The organism is Priestia filamentosa (genome assembly GCF_900177535.1).
GTDB classification, from domain to species: Bacteria; Bacillota; Bacilli; order Bacillales; family Bacillaceae_H; genus Bacillus_I; species Bacillus_I filamentosa.
The window spans coordinates 127,086-143,489 of record NZ_FXAJ01000007.1; the positions used below are offsets into that span (position 1 = coordinate 127,086).

Here is a 16,404-nt window from a genome sequence, read left to right on the forward strand (position 1 = left end):
TACGCTATAATTTACAACTAATAAATTAACGTATATAATAGGATTCTCCTGGCCAGGAGGATCCTATTTTTTTGTTCTAAATTGAAGGAGCGGATTTACGTGAAAAAAGATGAATCCAGTTTAACTTCATTGATATCTACTTTTAGCAGAGCTTATCACAGTCAATTTGATACCCCTAAAATCTTTGACGACTATCTAGCTAAAGAGTTAATTTCGCAACAAGAGTTCAATAACATTAAAGAGAATATGATTCAAGGAATACATTTCTTCAACAGGGATATAGCACAGGAACTTAAAGGAAACGCAGAAGAAATATTAAAGTGGATCACCCAAGTTCAACTTTCTCCAACGCCCTTGGCGCGTGCAGCGTATTGTGAAAAGGTGTTACTAAATGAAATAGGATTAGGACTAGAACAATATGTCATACTTGGAGCTGGATTGGATACTTTTTGTTTTAGACACCCAGAGTTGCAACCTCGTCTAGAGATATTTGAAATTGATCACCCTTCTACACAGCAATTTAAGAAAGCCCGATTAAATCAAGCTAAATTTGAAATTTCGAGTAATCTTCACTTTGTTCCTATGGACTTCACTCAAACGTTCTCTTATCAATCCCTAATAGACGAAGGATTTGATAACAAAAAAACGTTTTTTAGTCTTTTAGGGGTTTCTTATTATTTAACCAAAGAAGAAATTTCGAGCTTAATCAATCATTTATTTGCTGAAATCCCAGCAGGAAGTTCCATTGTCTTTGATTACGCGGATGAAAACCTTTTTAAAGAAAAAGGATTCTCCAATAGAGTTGAAAACATGATAAAAATGGCTGAAGCAAGTGGAGAACCTATGAAATCTTGTTTTTCTTACAAGGAATTAGAGCATATGTTAGAAAAATCAGGACTACTTATTTATGAACATCTATCTCCATCACAAATTCATGAGCTTTATTTTTCCAACCGAGGAGATTACTTATCATCTTTTGAAACGACTTATTTTCTTCACGCTGTGAAAAGATAAATCATCCATAAAACAAATAAAGGAGCTATACAAATATGAATTTAAAAGGCTCCTTTGCGTATCAGAAGCAAAGGAGCCTTTTTTGTTAAAGATGATATTTTGAAATAGAGCCCGTTACTTTATAAGGACCATTTCAGTTAAAGCTACATCGAGGAGTTATCCCTCAACATTAAGACGTCTAGCACTATAATAAATAGGATTCCAATAAGAACTCACTTTATAATTCGTAATTCGAACTCCTTCCGTTCTTGAAACAACGGCTATTTGTCCATTTCCAACATAGATAGCGGGAATAATACTGCTAGATTTAAAGAATACGATATCTCCTGGTTGCAAATCCTCTTCTTTTACTTCTGTTCCTTCTTGAAGCATGTTTTTCCCATAACGAGGTAAATCCATGCCTATTTGTTTATAAACATATTGAACAAATCCACTAGTATCAAATCCTTCTGGTGATGTACCTCCTGATTTGTAAGGGACATTTAGCAGATCTATCGCTTCTTTAACAACTGGGATATCCTTAGGGATGGTTAGATTTTTCACTCGTCTAATACCAGCAAATTTCTCTGTGTAGAAATTATACGATAAATAATTGATTCTCACTTCTGCTGAACCTGTTCGTGAAGCATGAATCATTTGATTATTTCCTGCATATATTCCCACATGAGAAATGCCTGGACGATGCGTATTTTCGAAGAATACGAGATCACCTACTTCAATATCTTCCTTCTTAACAGGTGTACCTAGCTTCCACTGTTGTTCAGGTGCTCCGGGCAAGTAAATGCCGAGCGCCTTTTCATACACATATTTTGTGAATCCAGAACAATCGAAACCACTTGGTGTTTTACCACTTTCAAGGTAAGGTGCTCCTATATATTTTAGGGCCTCACTGATTAGTGGGTCTTCACGATCAATGTCCCGAACTTCTGTTATTCGTTTAGCTCCATAAAAACGACTATTCCAATAAGAAGAATCTTTAAATTCAATTATAGTTATGCCTTTTGTAGACGAACTGTAAATCATTCTTCCCTTTCCTACATAAAAAGCTGTTGTCGTAATATTTCCTGTATCAGCATTTTTAAAGAAAAGAACGTCGCCAGGCTGAAGATTTTCCTTTAATATGTCTTCCCCTAAACTCCATTGTTCACTAGAGTTACCCGGAACTTTGAGATGTAGAGCTTGTTCAAATACATACTGAACAAATCTTGCCGAATTAAAACCTTCCTCAGGTGTCTTCCCGTTGCTTGAGTAATCAACTCCGATGTACTTCATCGCTTCTTTTAAGAGCGGGGATTCAATTCCATAAAGATTGTTAGGATCAAGTCGTTTAGCTCCGATATATTTATTAGCATAGTAGCTTCCCTCTGTTAACCCAGCTTTTATAACCCCTTTTGAGACGGAGCTAATAATGACTTCATTATTACCATTATAAATGCCAACACTTGTGACGTTTTCTGTATTTTCTCCTTTAAAAAAGACAAGATCACCAGCTTGGAGATTTCTCTTTTCTACATCTTTACCAAGCTCGAATTGTTCCCTTGGATACAGAGGTAATTCCAGATCTTTAGCTTCTTTAAAAACATACTGAACTAACCCACCTGTACTGAATCCTTGATTGGGTTCTTGCCCGTCTGTAAAATAAGACACGCCCAAATACTTTTGAGCTGTTTCTGAAACACTTTTTTCTTCATTCGCAAAAGCTGAATTGGGGAGGAAAATGAATAGAAAAAAGATGCCTAGAATTAAATATGTATAAAATCGTTTTGACAAACCTCTCACTCCTTCGTTTTTTACCTCTCCATTATTCCGTCAATCACATTTGGATACAATAGTTAAAATCGCCTGTTTTTTGTAAATAAGTTAATGTAAGTGCTCTTCAGGCAGACAATGACCCTAAGTAATTATCCTTAATACAAGTAGAAGAAAGAATATAATTACCTATAGACTAGTTTTATTGATAGTGAAAAGAGTCGAGTTCATTTAAATTTTGTAGGGACAGGTACCCTTTTATAAAATGAATAGAAATATCTAATACTCTTTGTAATGTAACATTATTAAATTTCTCCGTTAAATTAAATCTGTAATACCGATTATTACCACCTGTCACTTTTGCCTGGATGATACGTTTTTCTTCCCAACATCATAACGAACAATATGTGAAGAGAGTTTATGAGCCAATCTATACCTTCATTTTTTAAATATTTACCTCTTTTTCAAAATACGCCTACGCAATCCCCCATAAAAAAACAGGCTATCCCGCTTTCTTTGGATAGCCTGCTGTTTATGAAGGTTTATTCTCACTATGCAGCTTTTTTTACTCATACGTAAGCATATCTCAATCTAGGATCGATAATATATAGCCTCCTGTAATTTTGAAAAGGGTTAGACTACTATATTCACTTCCCTTAAACAGTTGTGAATTCTTTTTCGAAAACCTGTTCTGGGGAGACAAAATTATAGGCAAGATCTTTTGCGACAGCTTCATATGTGATTTCACCGTTTGCTACGTTTAACCCAAGTTTTAACGATTCGTTATCAAAGATTGCTTTGAATACACCTTTGTTTGCAATCTGTAATGCGTAAGGAACAGTAACATTTGTTAAAGCAAGTGTGGATGTTCTTGGAACCGCTCCAGGCATGTTTGCTACTGCATAATGAACAACATCGTATTTTGCATATATTGGGTTATCATGTGTAGTAATCTGATTGACGGTTTCGACAATTCCGCCTTGATCAATGGCTACATCTACGATAACCGACCCTGGTTTCATTTCTTTTACCATCTCTTCTGTTACAAGTTTAGGAGCTTTTGCACCTGGGATTAGCACTGCTCCAATTAAAAGGTCAGCTTCTGCTACGGCTTCTGCTATGTTAGATGAATTAGACATTAATGTTTTAATCCCATTACCAAAGATATCATCTAGCTGACGTAAACGACTTGCACTTAAATCCAGAATGGTAACATCCGCGCCTAACCCTATTGCAATTTTTGCTGCATTTGTACCTACGACCCCCCCACCAATAATGGTTACTTTACCGCGATCAACACCTGGAACCCCAGAGAGAAGAATACCTTTACCACCATTTGATTTCTGTAAAAACTGAGAACCAATTTGAGCAGCCATTCGACCTGCCACTTCACTCATCGGAGTAAGAAGAGGAAGCGTACCATTTTCTACAACCGTTTCATACGCAATTGCAATAACTCCTGTATCCTTAAGAGCTTGAGCTAGATCCGGCTCAGCAGCTAAGTGTAGGTAAGTGAATAAAATTAGTCCTTCACGAAAGTAACGATATTCACTTAGGAGTGGTTCTTTTACTTTCATAATCATTTCAGCTTGAGACCATACATCCTCAACATTTTCGACAATCTTTGCTCCCGCTACAGTGTAATCTTTATCTGTAAAACCACTTCCACTCCCAGCTTCTTGTTCAATTAAAACTTCATGTCCAGCATTTATAAAAGAAACGACTCCAGCTGGTGTAAGAGCTACTCGATTTTCATTATTTTTAATCTCTTTTGGTACTCCAATAATCATTCTACTTTTCCTCCCAATTTAAGCATTTTTTAATATACAGCATAGGTTTCTAACCTGACCAAACTAGCACTTCTTTTGATTACAGTTAGGATTGTATTTCAAGTATAAACACTGGTTCCTTATCCAACATTAGACATACTGTAAGAAACCGTACAGATCTCATAGGACATAAAGGATTATGATCTTGTAGAAAGAGAAGTTTATATACTCTTCAAAAAGGTGGACGTCCTCATTCATTAACGAGGACGTCCACCTTTTTTCTTACTTTATGTATCCTTCGCACTTTACTCAAGGATATCTCTAGACAAAATGTAATGAGCAAATTCCCTAGCATTCTCTTCTATTTCTTCTGTAGTTGCATGATAAGTCCCATGGAAAATAAACGACGGTAAAAAGGTAGTTCCTATTAAATTACTAGTTGCTTGAAATGGTTTCAAAAGCTCGCTCATAGAATATTGATTACGTCCACCAGCTTGATATCTCTCTTTAGGACTTCCAGATGTTACAGCTAAAATAAGATCTTTATTGTGTAATTTATTCCCTTCAGACCCATAAGCCCAACCATAAGTAAGCACTTCATCTTGCCATTTCTTTAGCAATGGAGGGGAACTATACCAATAAAAAGGGAACTGTAAAACAATTCGATCATGTTCTTCACATAACTTCTGCTCTTTTTCAATATCAATTATTTCATCAGAATATTGTTTATAAAGTTCATGAATGGTTACATTAGAATGCTTTTTCAATTCTTTCACCCATGCTTTATTTACGGTTGAGTTTTCAATATTCGGATGAGTGACAATGACTAATACTCTCATTCTTTCTCCTCCAGTATATTCTCTAGAAATTCACTATTCGTATGTTCAATGAAAAAAGTGGTTCTTTAAATTTAAAAATCCGGATGAATACTACTTCTAATATAGAAACGAAGCAAAATCCCCTTATAAGCAATGTATGATAATCATTGAGTAAAAAACGAATACATTAGAAAACTGCTACTTTGTAGTTAAATAGATATTTTTTTATCAGTTGATTCGTAAAATTTATGATGAAGAGCTTCGCGGGCCTTTTCAATACCCTGGTTAAATTGGATAAGGGCTTTACGTCTTATTTCTATCGTTTGCTTGATCGCTTCATTAATCTTTTCATCAGCACGGTCAGTTAGAGCATTCAGTTCATGCGCAACGGAAAGCCCAGCTACATTCCCTTGAGCCTTAGCGACTTTAGCGCTTTCAACTCCTGTAATATTACCAGCTACATACAATCCTTTAAGGTTTGTTTGCATGCGTTCATTATGCAAAGGTACATGTCCCCCTAATTCTGGAACATAGGAGAAAGAACATCCTGCAACTGCAGCGAGTTCAGACATCGGAGTAAGTCCTCCTGCTATACACACAAAGTCGGCCTCTATCACTTTCTCCGTTCCAGATATAACCGTTCCAGTAGCCGAAATATTAGCAATACGTACACCTTCTACTTGTTCCTCTCCAACAATTTCAAGGGCTGTTTTGCGTAATTGAATAGGAATCCCCCACATTTTGAACCCATTCTTAGGATATAAACGTGCCCCAAGTTTTGGACTTACCCACTTTCCACCAAACCTTATTAAAGGTGAAGGAGCTAAATGTGAAAGTCTTAAAAGTGACTCCATCATTTTCTCTGGATTGGATAACTCCCCAGATATAAGACTAGGAGGTGGAAGTAGAATATTCTCAATGCGAACCCCGCATAGTTGCAATTCACGAGAAATGGCTACTGACAGAACATTAACACCAATAATAACTCCCTTCTCTCCTGCTTTTACACGATGAACATTTCCCATCACCTGTGCCGCTCCAATTGACATCACCCCAGGGAGAGTCCATCCTGGGATAGGGATAGGGGTTTCTGAGGCCCCTGTAGCAAGTAAGAGACATTTAGATTCAATTATCTTATCTGTAGTGTATACACACCATCCAGTTTCCAATTTAACTAAATCATAAACAGATACTCCACACAGGATATTTACACCTACTTTGATGGCACGATCATAAAGTTTTTTTGCTTCTTCAATTCCATTTACCCACTTACCATCAGGCTCTTCATGTAACTGTCCTAATAGACGGCCTCCTGGCTTCACAAATTCATCAATTATATATACTTTTAATCCATGTTCAGCTGCTGAAATAGCTGCTCCTAAACCAGCCGGTCCCGCGCCAACAATTACAAGATCAATCATACTGATCCTCCTTTAAGGAAAGTTGGGGAAAGAGTTGCATTTGAATCGATTCTCATGTTCTCTTCCACTGAAGTCAGGCAAGCTCTCACTGTTCTTTCTCCGTCTATGATTACTCGACATTCAAAGCAATGACCAATATTGCAGTAGATACCACGCGGGCTAGCCTTATCCTCCTGTTTTCGTAGTGTGCGAACTCCAGATGCAAGCAAAGCAGAGGCAATAGTATCCCCTTCATAAGCTATATAGTGCTTCCCATTAAAATAGAAATTTACCTTTTTCTGATCTTCAACATTACCTAACACTGGATGTTCATTAACTCTCATAGACTTCACTTTGTTCCCCCTCCTAACACCCCAAATGAAACAGGTCTAACAGGAGGACGATAACTAAGTGATACTTCATCGGAAACAGCCGGACCGCCTAATTGCTCTACTAATTTATCAATTGTGCCCCGACAAGTACGTCCTCCACAAGGTCCCATTCCCGCCCTTGTTCGTAGCTTTACTTCACGTGAAGAGCATTGAAAACGTTCAACTGTTCCTTTAATTTCTCCCAGTGTAATTTCCTCACATCTACATACTACGATTTGATTTTCGTTCATTGGATTTATCCCCCATTACTATAAGTTAACCTCATAAACCCGAAATTCTTCATTCTTTACATTTTTAGAGAAAGACTGAGAACAATCAATCATTGATTAGAAGATATCTAGAAGCTCTCATATAAGTTACAGCTAGATAAATAAAGAGACATCAACATTCATTCTTTCTAAAATAGATGTACGGTCATCTATCTTTTCCAAAAGAGAACGTTACATGTCTCATCCATTCACACATTAAAAAATATGGTTAAAACAATTAATTAATTGCATGTACATGCTACGTTTACGTTAATTATTTACTAACTCCTTGGTGTTTTTAGATAAAACCGTAATATGGTTTTTGACTAGTAGCATAATGAACCCATCTAATCATTGTGATAAAGTCAAACACAGGCATTTTTACTGCTCTTTGGATATCAGCTGCATATGGTGGTAAATCACTACATTCAAGCAAAATTGCTCCAATGTCAGGGTTTTCATTTATCATATCTATAGCTGCTTTTATCACTTCTTGTTTTACTTTTTCATTATCAAAAGATCCTCGGCTTTCAATAATAGCCGAAAACTCTGGTAATCTTCCTAAATCCTTAACGACACAAATACTTGGGTCATCTATACCGCAGCTCTTAAATAAATTTCCCGTGATTCCATGTGCATCTGCTGTCAACATCCCTATCTTCTGGTTAAGTTTTAATCCCGTTTTAATCCAAGGGACTTGTACAACACTTGAAAGGTAGACTGGAATATCAACAGCAGCTGCTACTTTCTCTTGAAAGTTACCAAAAAATCCACACGCAGCACAAATCGCCCTTGCTCCTTCAGCCTCGAACTCTTTTGCTGCTTTTATAATGTCTCCAAGTAAAGTAGGGTCACCCGCATGAATTCTTTCCTGATTACAGTTTGGAACAACCTTTAACCTTACTGGAAAGTCATAAGTAGATAGATTAGCGACGTTTCCCGGTAAAATAGGGTACCAGCACTCATCTAAGTAGAGAATCCCAACTGAATATCCTGCTACATACTGCCCCTTTTTCATCGTAATAATCGTGCTTTCTTTTTCCTTCCCTAAATAACCGTATTCACGTTCCTCGTTCACTGCTTTGATAGTCAATGATGGCCCCTCCTTATAGTTGTAGAGAATACATATGTATTCTCTACAACTACTAATCTCATTCTATTCGCACTTATCTTCTGTCATCTTCGGTTTACACTCCGGAAGTAACCTCTTTATCCATTAATTTAACTTTGTATCCTAACTTTATCAGTTCCTCTTTAAGCTTCATTTTGATCTCATCAGTAGGTTGGGTTAAAGGCTTTCTCACTTTTCCACCTTTCATTCCGATCAAGTCCATGCCTGCTTTTACTGGCCCTGGATATGGATTGCCTTCCGCCTCCATTAAGCCATAAATACCAGATAATTTCCGATTCAAATCACGTGCAGCATTTATATCACTTTTCTCAACTGCCAGTTCGTACATTTCTACAAGTTCCTTAGGAAGCAGATTAACAAGGATTCCAAAAGCCCCTTGTCCTCCAACGGAGAAAGTAGGAAGGATAAAGTGTTCTTCACCCGTAAATACCGTAAAGTTTTCAACATCCTTCGTCAAAGCTACAACCTCACATAAGTGACCAAAATCTGCTGACTCCTTGACGCTTACAATGTTTTCTTCCTGACTCAATTCATAAATGGTTTCAGGCGAAATGGTAACGCTAGTTGCTCCTGGATAATTGTAAATAACGATTCCGACATTTGATTTTGCAGCTACTTCCTTGAAAAATTCACGAATTCCTTCTTCACTTGTCTTATGATAATAAGGAGGTAAAACTAATCCCCATTTAGCACCACATTCTGCCGCATAATTGGCAAGTTCAATCGTTTCCTCAGCAGTTGAGCAGCCAACACCTGCCATAATAGGGACTCTTCCCGCAGCATACTCACAACCAGCCTTAATTAAACTTTTACGTTCGTCTAATGACATAACATGGTACTCTCCTGTTGTGCCTCCAACTAGAAGACCGTGGACTCCACTTTCAACTTGGAAATCAATTACTTTCTTATAAGACTGAAAATCAATTGTTTCATCATCATTGAATGGTGTAATTAACGGTACAAAAATTCCTTTTGGTGTGATACTCATTATTTATTCCTCCTATTATTTACATTCCTTAGTTTTAGACGTTAACAGCTAGTTTTTTTTTGTATCTAGAATAATTCAGCTTATCAATGTTAAAATCGGTTGGCTCACCTGTAATAAGCTGAGTTACCATTCTTCCAGTGATAGGAGACATGCTAATTCCATCCCCTTCATGTCCACTAGCAATAAAAAATCCAGGTACATGTTCTACCTCTGATACAATTGGAAGATGGTCTTCAACCCAGGGTCTTACGCCTGCATAGGCTCTGATACAGTTAATATCTTTTAGTTTTGGCAAAAAGCGAATGGCTCTCTCCGCTATAGCACGCATTACTTCAACTTCTGAGCTAATATCAAATCCTCTAAAGGCCCGATGACCGCCTATCAAAAAGTTATTTGCATCAGTGGGCTCAATCGTGAAGGCTACATTATGTTTTTCAACTAACTCACTTACATTTCTTTTAAAATTAATATCTTCAAATTTAGATAACATATATCCAAATTCATGAACTTTTTGACTTGCTACCTTAAACGGCGTTTTTTCAGATATTAATACCATGCCTTTTCTTGGCTTAATCGGGATATGAACTCCTACCATTTGAGCTATTTTAGGTGACCATACTCCGGCACAATTCACAATTCTTTTGGTTTTAAAGGTACCTCGATCTGTTACTACACTTTCAACTCTTCCTTTGTTATCTAGTGTAATATCTTGTACAGAATGATAGTCACAGACTTTCAACCCTAACTTTTTTCCTTCTTCAACAAACGCATAGCATAATTTATAAGGGTTCATAGACGAGTCTACCTCTGTCCATATCCCACCAGCTAAATCATCTGCTAAATAGGGCTCAATTTGCTGTAATTCTTGTTTGTCAACCATGCGCATATCATAACCATCTTTAGCTTGTTCAGAAACATATCCTCTGGCAATTTCTAGCTCTTTATCTGTCTCGCAAACATAGAGACTTCCTCTTGAAGCAAATTCAAAATCTACCGAAAATTCTTTTGCTAATTGTTTAAAAAGTTGAATACTTGCATAGCCAATTTCAGTGTCAATACCTGGTTTTTTATCGCAAATTAAGGCTACTGCGTCACATCTACTAGAAGTACCTGATGCAATACCGCCTTTTTCAATTAATGCAACATCCAACCCTTTTTTAGCCAAATGATAGGCTACGCTAGATCCAATTACACCAGCTCCGATGACAATAACGTCAAAACTTTCCATTTGCATTCCCCTCTAAAAAAGAATGGTTTAAATACTCTTATTTCCCCTCAAAGAACCCTGATGGTTCTACTTTAAGATTTACATTAATTTGTTTGGTTTCTAGATACTCCTCAAAGCCATACGTTCCTAAATCTCTTCCAATTCCACTCTGCTTGTAGCCTCCCCAAGGAGCCTCATTAAACGTTGGATGATACGTATTAATCCATGTAATCCCTGCACGTAAACCGCGAATGACACGTTGCGCTTTCGCTCCATCTTGTGAGAACACAGCTCCTGCTAAGCCAAAGTCTGTTCCATTAGCTAGTTCAATAGCTTCTTCTTCTGTTGTAAAGGTCTGAATAACTAAGACAGGTCCAAAAATCTCTTCTTGTACAATTCTCATATCAGGTTTCGTATCACCAAAAATTGTAGGTTCAACAAAGTACCCTTTACCAAACTCTCCTTCAACAATTCGGTTACCACCGCAAAGTAAGGTAGCTCCTTCATTTTTTCCAATCTCGATATAATTAAGAACGGTATTCATATGGTCTTCTGAAACAAGTGGACCCATTTCAATACCATCCATCCAACCAGGACCTACTTTAATCATCTTGGCACGTTTTACTAGCTCAGATACAAAACGATCATATAAGCTTTCTTCTAATAGTAGACGGGAGCCCGCTGAACAAACTTGACCTTGGTTTGCGAATATAGCATATAATGCATAATCAACGGCTGTGTCGAACTCTGCATCAGCAAAAACGATATTAGGGGATTTACCTCCTAACTCTAGACTGATATTTTTCACAGTATCAGCTGCTGATTTCATTAATCTAATGCCTGTATCAGTACCACCAGTAAAGGAAATCTTATCAACATCCGGATTAGCAACTAATTCTGCTCCAACCTTACTTCCGGCTCCTAACACTAGATTTACAACACCTGGTGGAAATCCTACTTCATCAATAATTTCAAATAAACGAATGAGAGAAAGCGGTGTTTGCTGAGCTGGCTTGACTACTACTGTGCATCCAGCAGCAAGGGCAGCTGCAATTTTCTGATTAGCCATTACTAATGGATAGTTCCATGGAACAATAATGCCCACAACCCCAATCGCTTCACGAACGACCATTGCTTGAATATCGTCCGGAACGTCATATGTTTGACCATGAGGCTTCGTTGCTAACCCAGCATAATAACGCAATTGATTTACCGCATCCTCAACATCAGCTATTGATTCTCGTAATGTTTTTCCATTGTTCAATGTATCTAAATAAGCAAATTCTTCTTTTCTCTCTTCTAATTTATTTGAGATTTGAAGAAGAAGTTCTGCACGATCTCGAGCTCTACTATTCATCCATCCATCTTCATAAAATGCCTTCCTAGCAGCTGCGATAGCCTTTTTGGCATCTACTTCTGTTCCTTCAGTAACAGTTCCAATTACTTTACTATTTGCAGGATTGATAATTTCCCTTGTTTGATTTCCTTCACTTAATGTCCATTCACCATTGATATACATCTTTTGGGTAATATCGTTGCTAATTAAGGCTGATTCAACTTCATTTATGATTAGATTCATTACTCTCTCCCCTTCTCCATTATTTGATAACTAATTTCTAATATGTGATTAATTTAAAGATAAAATATATTACTCATCGTTACATTGGACACTGTGTAAGAAGTAGAGACTTGTAAATTAGACACGTATCAAGAATGCTCAGTACACATTCCAGCAATTATTGATGAGATAAGGTATGAATCCTGTTATTTCCCTCTATATGACTATCCCTCTGGTCAAAACTAAACAATTAGGCTAATTTTTTAGAAATAAAAATAACCAACGATATCTTCATTAAATTTCAAGATAGCGTTGGTTATCGGTAGATTTTAAAAACATCAATCATTTACTTTTGAGTTATAACGCAAAGAATTTACAAACGGATTTTTATCATGATGAAATAACTTTCCGATCCTTTCGTTCAGCATCTTCTTTTTCAAGGCTTTCTTTTTCCCAAAACTCTGCATCCGAAATTCCTACCTTTGTAGGGTCAAATACAGGATTTTTCCCTTCTTTCTTTTGTCTCTCATAATCTTTTAATACTTTTAGGGCCGTTTTGGTAAGCAGGAAAATACTAAAAAGGTTTAACCAAGCCATAATACCAAAACCTAAGTCACCTAATGCCCAAGCAAATGCAGACGTATTTATACTGCAATAAAAAACAGTGATCAACAACGCTATCCTTAAAACATGTTTAGGCCAAACTAACTTTACTTTTCGATTTCGATTAAGAAAAGCTAAATTTGTATCTGCCATATAAAAGTAAGTTATAAGTGTCGTAAATGCAAAGAATAGAATAGCAATCGCAATGAAAGGAGCGCCAAAGCCCGGGATTACTGATTCAACAGCATTTTGAGTATAAATTGGACCTGGCTCATGATTTCCAAGGTTATTTACAATAGGTTGTTTTCCTTCTGGTGTTACATTATACATACCTGTGACAAGGATCATAAACGCAGTTGCTGAACAAATAATTAATGTATCAATATATACTGAGAAAGCTTGAACTAATCCTTGTTTGGCAGGATGGGACACTTCTGTAGCAGCAGGATAAAATGTTTCACTACCAAACCCAGCTGCATTAGCAAAAGTCCCCCTTTTTACTCCCCATGTAATAGCTGATCCAATAATTCCACCAAACGCAGCATGTGTACCAAAGGCGCTTGTAAAAATAAGCACAAACATTTCAGGAATTTTAGAGGCATTAGCAACTAAAACGATGATACAAACGATAATGTAAGCACTAGCCATAAAGGGAACAATAACCTCAGCTGTTTTTGCAATTCGTTTGACGCCTCCAAAAATAATAAATGAAAGCGCAACCACTAATACGATCCCTGTAAATACTGGCTCTACACCAAATGCAGTATTCATAGCCGAAGCAACAGTATTTACTTGAACACCTGGTATTAAAATGGATGCTACAATCATCGTTATAACAGCAAACAATACTGCTAACCACTTTAGCTTTAAACCTTTTTCAATATAGTAAGGTGTGCCACCTCGAAACTCTCCATCTAATTTTCTTTTATATACTTGCGCAAGCGTTGTTTCAATAAATGAGGTGCATGCTCCTAAACAGGTCATAAACCACATCCAAAATACAGCACCAGGTCCTCCATATGCAATTGCAGTAGCTACCCCTGCGATTGTTCCTACTCCTACCCGACTTGATATAGATAATGCTAAAGCCTGAAAAGAAGATACTCCAGCTTCAGAACTTTTGCTTTCAAATACTAGTTTTATCATATCCTTAAAAAGTCTAAACTGAAGAAAACGAGTAGCAATTGAGTAAAATAAACCTAATCCAAGTAAGGTATAAACCAGTACAGGACTCCAAACATAACTATTTAACCAATTTACTAATGTCTCCATAAAAAATACCCCTCTCATCAATGGAAATCATCTTTTGAAACCTCATTTCTCCTAACAATTCTAGTAAGATGATACACATTTACTTACATACAGTGTTTTTTCTTAGTAATGGCATTCCCATTCATCAATAGATTCTCCTATTCCCCCTCACCTTTTTTCATATTTCTAGCAATATCACTTAATAAAACACTTTAAATTTAACTAAATATTAATAATATTAAGATAATTCACTCACAAAAATTTAACATTAGACAGTGTGTTAAGGATTTCGGTTCCACCATCATACACTGAGATGTTTTCCCATTATGTAAATTGATCATAATTACCTTGAAATCTAAACATTTTATCCGTGGTCTTTATAAATAATTGGTATATTAATAGTGTTAAGAAAATAATGGTGAGGTTGAGATAGAAAATGAAGTAAAGTAATAGATAAAAAAAACGATTTTACTCTATTAAGGAAATCGTTTTAGACATTCAATATGATAAAACGTATGTTTCGTCTTCAAAATTCACATTTAAGAGTAGTAAGGATCGGTAAAAGAATGGTCCTAATCCCTTCATTCTATTACCTATGCACCTATTAATGGCTCTTAAGCAAAGAAAAGCAACCATAATGTATATAATTAAATGATTTTTTTCCATGTTAGAACCTTATTGGTTTTCATCGTATCCTCTTATGTATGAAATGTTGTACTTATTTAAAATAAAAATTAAATTCAATAGAGCTGATACAAAAGAATAGATTGGTATCCTTTTGTATCAGTATATTTTATATTCATCTTACAACTCATATCATTGTTTGCATGATAGAGAGAACAATGTACATCATCTGTTTTGATTTCCTCTTCATTTCTACTACTTTTTAAGATCTTTTAACTACGATTACTTCTACGTTATTACAATTGAGCTATGCTCTCTTTTAACGTTTTAACAATAAACATAAAGTCTTCTTCCGTAATACTTAAAGGAGGAGATAGCTGTAGTATGTTATTATACCCCGCAACGGTGTCGCCGTTTTTACCAACAATCAATCCCTTTTCCTTGCACCTATTGATAACTTGATTTATCTTTGTTATTTCAATTGGTTCTTTCGTTTGTTTATTTTTTACGAATTCAATTCCTAAAAGCAGTCCCTTGCCACGAATATCTCCTACGTTTGGATGTTCTTTTACATCCTCTAATTCAACTAATAAGCGCTCACCTAATTCTCTAGAGCGTTCAATAAGGTTTTCATTTTCTATAATTTCTAGGTTTTTCAGTGCTAGAGCACAAGCAGCTGGGTTTCCTCCAAATGTATTAACGTGACGGAAACGATCATAATCCTCACTACCCATATATGCTTCATAAATTTCTCTTTTGACTGCTGTGGCAGACAAAGGAAGATAAGCACTTGTAAGCCCCTTTGCCATTGTAATGATATCTGGTTGAACTCCATAGTTCATAAATCCAAATGGTTTACCCGTTCGACCAAAGCCACATATAACCTCATCACAAATAAGCAACGCACCGTGGTCTTCACAAATTTCTTTCACTTTCGCCATGTATAAATCTGGAGGCATTAAAATGCCACCGCCCGTAATAATTGGCTCCATAATGACACCCGCAACCGTTTGACTTAATTCCCATGTCATCACACGATCAATTTCCCTGGCACTTGAAAGTGTATTAATATCCTCTGGATTTCGATACGTATCAGGGGGTGCTACGTGTAAAAAGCCTTGTCCTAATGGTTCATATTTGTACTTACGTTGTGCTTGACCTGTTGCAGCAAGTGCCCCCATTGAATTTCCGTGGTAAGCACGGTATCGTGAAATAAATTTATAACGTGCATAATCTCCTTTTTGCTGATGATACTGACGAGCAATCTTAAAGGCTGTTTCATTTGCTTCTGATCCACTATTCGAAAAGAAAATAACATAATCGCCGCCAAGCCATTCATTTAACTTTTCAGCAAGTTTTATCGCCGGAATATGACTTTGAGTTAAAGGGAAATAGGGCATTTCTTCAAGCTGTTCATACGCTGCTTTTGCAAGTTCTTTTCGACCATATCCAACATTCACACACCAAAGACCAGACATCCCATCTAAGTAACGGTTTCCATTAATATCCGTTACCCAAGCTCCTTCTGCTTTGTTAATAATGAGATTTGAAGGATTTGCACTTGCCCCTTTCATAGCATGCCAAAGGTACTTTTCATCTGTTTCTTGTAAGCTTTTCATTCCTTCTGTTACTTGCACAATAATCAACTCCA

General features: G+C 36.6%; 13 protein-coding genes. 1 reads left to right on the plus strand and 12 read right to left on the minus strand.

The genetic code is table 11. From position 1 onward, the window contains the following. The first annotated feature begins 99 nt into the window (after positions 1 to 99). The gene (locus B9N79_RS20915) at positions 100 to 1,014 is read left to right on the plus strand and encodes a class I SAM-dependent methyltransferase (RefSeq protein WP_040058063.1); all 915 of its coding nucleotides are present in this window, start codon (positions 100 to 102) and stop codon (positions 1,012 to 1,014) included. A 156-nt stretch (positions 1,015 to 1,170) separates the two neighbouring features. Here B9N79_RS20915 and B9N79_RS20920 read toward each other — a convergent pair whose 3' ends face one another. The 12 genes from B9N79_RS20920 to B9N79_RS20975 form a co-directional block, all read right to left on the minus strand. Then, on the minus strand, positions 1,171 to 2,784 hold the full coding sequence (locus tag B9N79_RS20920; RefSeq protein WP_048896748.1) for a C40 family peptidase: 1,614 nt from the start codon (positions 2,782 to 2,784) through the stop codon (positions 1,171 to 1,173). Positions 2,785 to 3,419: 635 nt separating this feature from the next. Beyond that, positions 3,420 to 4,553 (minus strand): alanine dehydrogenase, encoded by a 1,134-nt coding sequence (gene ald, locus B9N79_RS20925; RefSeq protein WP_040058064.1) that lies wholly within the window; start codon positions 4,551 to 4,553, stop codon positions 3,420 to 3,422. Positions 4,554 to 4,837: 284 nt separating this feature from the next. Further along, positions 4,838 to 5,371, minus strand: coding sequence for an NAD(P)H-dependent oxidoreductase (locus B9N79_RS20930; RefSeq protein WP_019393460.1), 534 nt, complete (start codon positions 5,369 to 5,371; stop codon positions 4,838 to 4,840). A 188-nt stretch (positions 5,372 to 5,559) separates the two neighbouring features. Then, a complete protein-coding gene (locus tag B9N79_RS20935) occupies positions 5,560 to 6,771 on the minus strand; it encodes an NAD(P)/FAD-dependent oxidoreductase (protein ID WP_040058066.1) in 1,212 nt (403 codons plus the stop codon). Next, positions 6,768 to 7,094 (minus strand): (2Fe-2S)-binding protein, encoded by a 327-nt coding sequence (locus B9N79_RS20940; RefSeq protein ID WP_040058466.1) that lies wholly within the window; start codon positions 7,092 to 7,094, stop codon positions 6,768 to 6,770. Before B9N79_RS20940 ends, B9N79_RS20935 begins: the two co-directional genes overlap by 4 nt. A gap of 5 nt (positions 7,095 to 7,099) precedes the next feature. Beyond that, positions 7,100 to 7,372 carry a (2Fe-2S)-binding protein gene (locus B9N79_RS20945; protein WP_040058067.1) on the minus strand — a complete coding sequence of 91 codons (273 nt, stop codon included), beginning with the start codon at positions 7,370 to 7,372 and terminating at the stop codon, positions 7,100 to 7,102. Between the two features lie 316 nt (positions 7,373 to 7,688). After that, the gene (locus B9N79_RS20950) at positions 7,689 to 8,483 is read right to left on the minus strand and encodes an aspartate/glutamate racemase family protein (protein WP_040058068.1); all 795 of its coding nucleotides are present in this window, start codon (positions 8,481 to 8,483) and stop codon (positions 7,689 to 7,691) included. 94 nt (positions 8,484 to 8,577) lie between these two features. Further along, positions 8,578 to 9,510 carry a 4-hydroxy-tetrahydrodipicolinate synthase gene (dapA, locus tag B9N79_RS20955; protein WP_040058069.1) on the minus strand — a complete coding sequence of 311 codons (933 nt, stop codon included), beginning with the start codon at positions 9,508 to 9,510 and terminating at the stop codon, positions 8,578 to 8,580. 34 nt (positions 9,511 to 9,544) lie between these two features. Further along, positions 9,545 to 10,738: an NAD(P)/FAD-dependent oxidoreductase gene (locus B9N79_RS20960; protein ID WP_040058070.1), complete on the minus strand. Its 1,194-nt coding sequence runs from the start codon at positions 10,736 to 10,738 to the stop codon at positions 9,545 to 9,547. 37 nt (positions 10,739 to 10,775) lie between these two features. After that, positions 10,776 to 12,296: an aldehyde dehydrogenase family protein gene (locus tag B9N79_RS20965; protein ID WP_019393453.1), complete on the minus strand. Its 1,521-nt coding sequence runs from the start codon at positions 12,294 to 12,296 to the stop codon at positions 10,776 to 10,778. 369 nt (positions 12,297 to 12,665) lie between these two features. Continuing rightward, entirely contained in the window at positions 12,666 to 14,150 is a 1,485-nt protein-coding gene (locus tag B9N79_RS20970; protein WP_019393452.1) for an alanine/glycine:cation symporter family protein, read from the minus strand. A gap of 899 nt (positions 14,151 to 15,049) precedes the next feature. Then, positions 15,050 to 16,390 (minus strand): aspartate aminotransferase family protein, encoded by a 1,341-nt coding sequence (locus tag B9N79_RS20975; RefSeq protein ID WP_040058071.1) that lies wholly within the window; start codon positions 16,388 to 16,390, stop codon positions 15,050 to 15,052. Positions 16,391 to 16,404: the final 14 nt, after the last annotated feature.

Bases quoted from the DNA above. Each gene is read 5' to 3' on its own strand.
- ald (WP_040058064.1), bottom strand. From the start codon at position 4,553: ATGATTATTGGAGTACCAAAAGAGATTAAAAATAATGAAAATCGAGTA.
- B9N79_RS20930 (WP_019393460.1), bottom strand. From the start codon at position 5,371: ATGAGAGTATTAGTCATTGTCACTCATCCGAATATTGAAAACTCAACC.
- B9N79_RS20935 (WP_040058066.1), bottom strand. From the start codon at position 6,771: ATGATTGATCTTGTAATTGTTGGCGCGGGACCGGCTGGTTTAGGAGCA.
- B9N79_RS20940 (WP_040058466.1), bottom strand. From the start codon at position 7,094: ATGAGAGTTAATGAACATCCAGTGTTAGGTAATGTTGAAGATCAGAAA.
- B9N79_RS20945 (WP_040058067.1), bottom strand. From the start codon at position 7,372: ATGAACGAAAATCAAATCGTAGTATGTAGATGTGAGGAAATTACACTG.
- dapA (WP_040058069.1), bottom strand. From the start codon at position 9,510: ATGAGTATCACACCAAAAGGAATTTTTGTACCGTTAATTACACCATTC.
- B9N79_RS20960 (WP_040058070.1), bottom strand. From the start codon at position 10,738: ATGGAAAGTTTTGACGTTATTGTCATCGGAGCTGGTGTAATTGGATCT.
- B9N79_RS20965 (WP_019393453.1), bottom strand. From the start codon at position 12,296: ATGAATCTAATCATAAATGAAGTTGAATCAGCCTTAATTAGCAACGAT.
- B9N79_RS20970 (WP_019393452.1), bottom strand. From the start codon at position 14,150: ATGGAGACATTAGTAAATTGGTTAAATAGTTATGTTTGGAGTCCTGTA.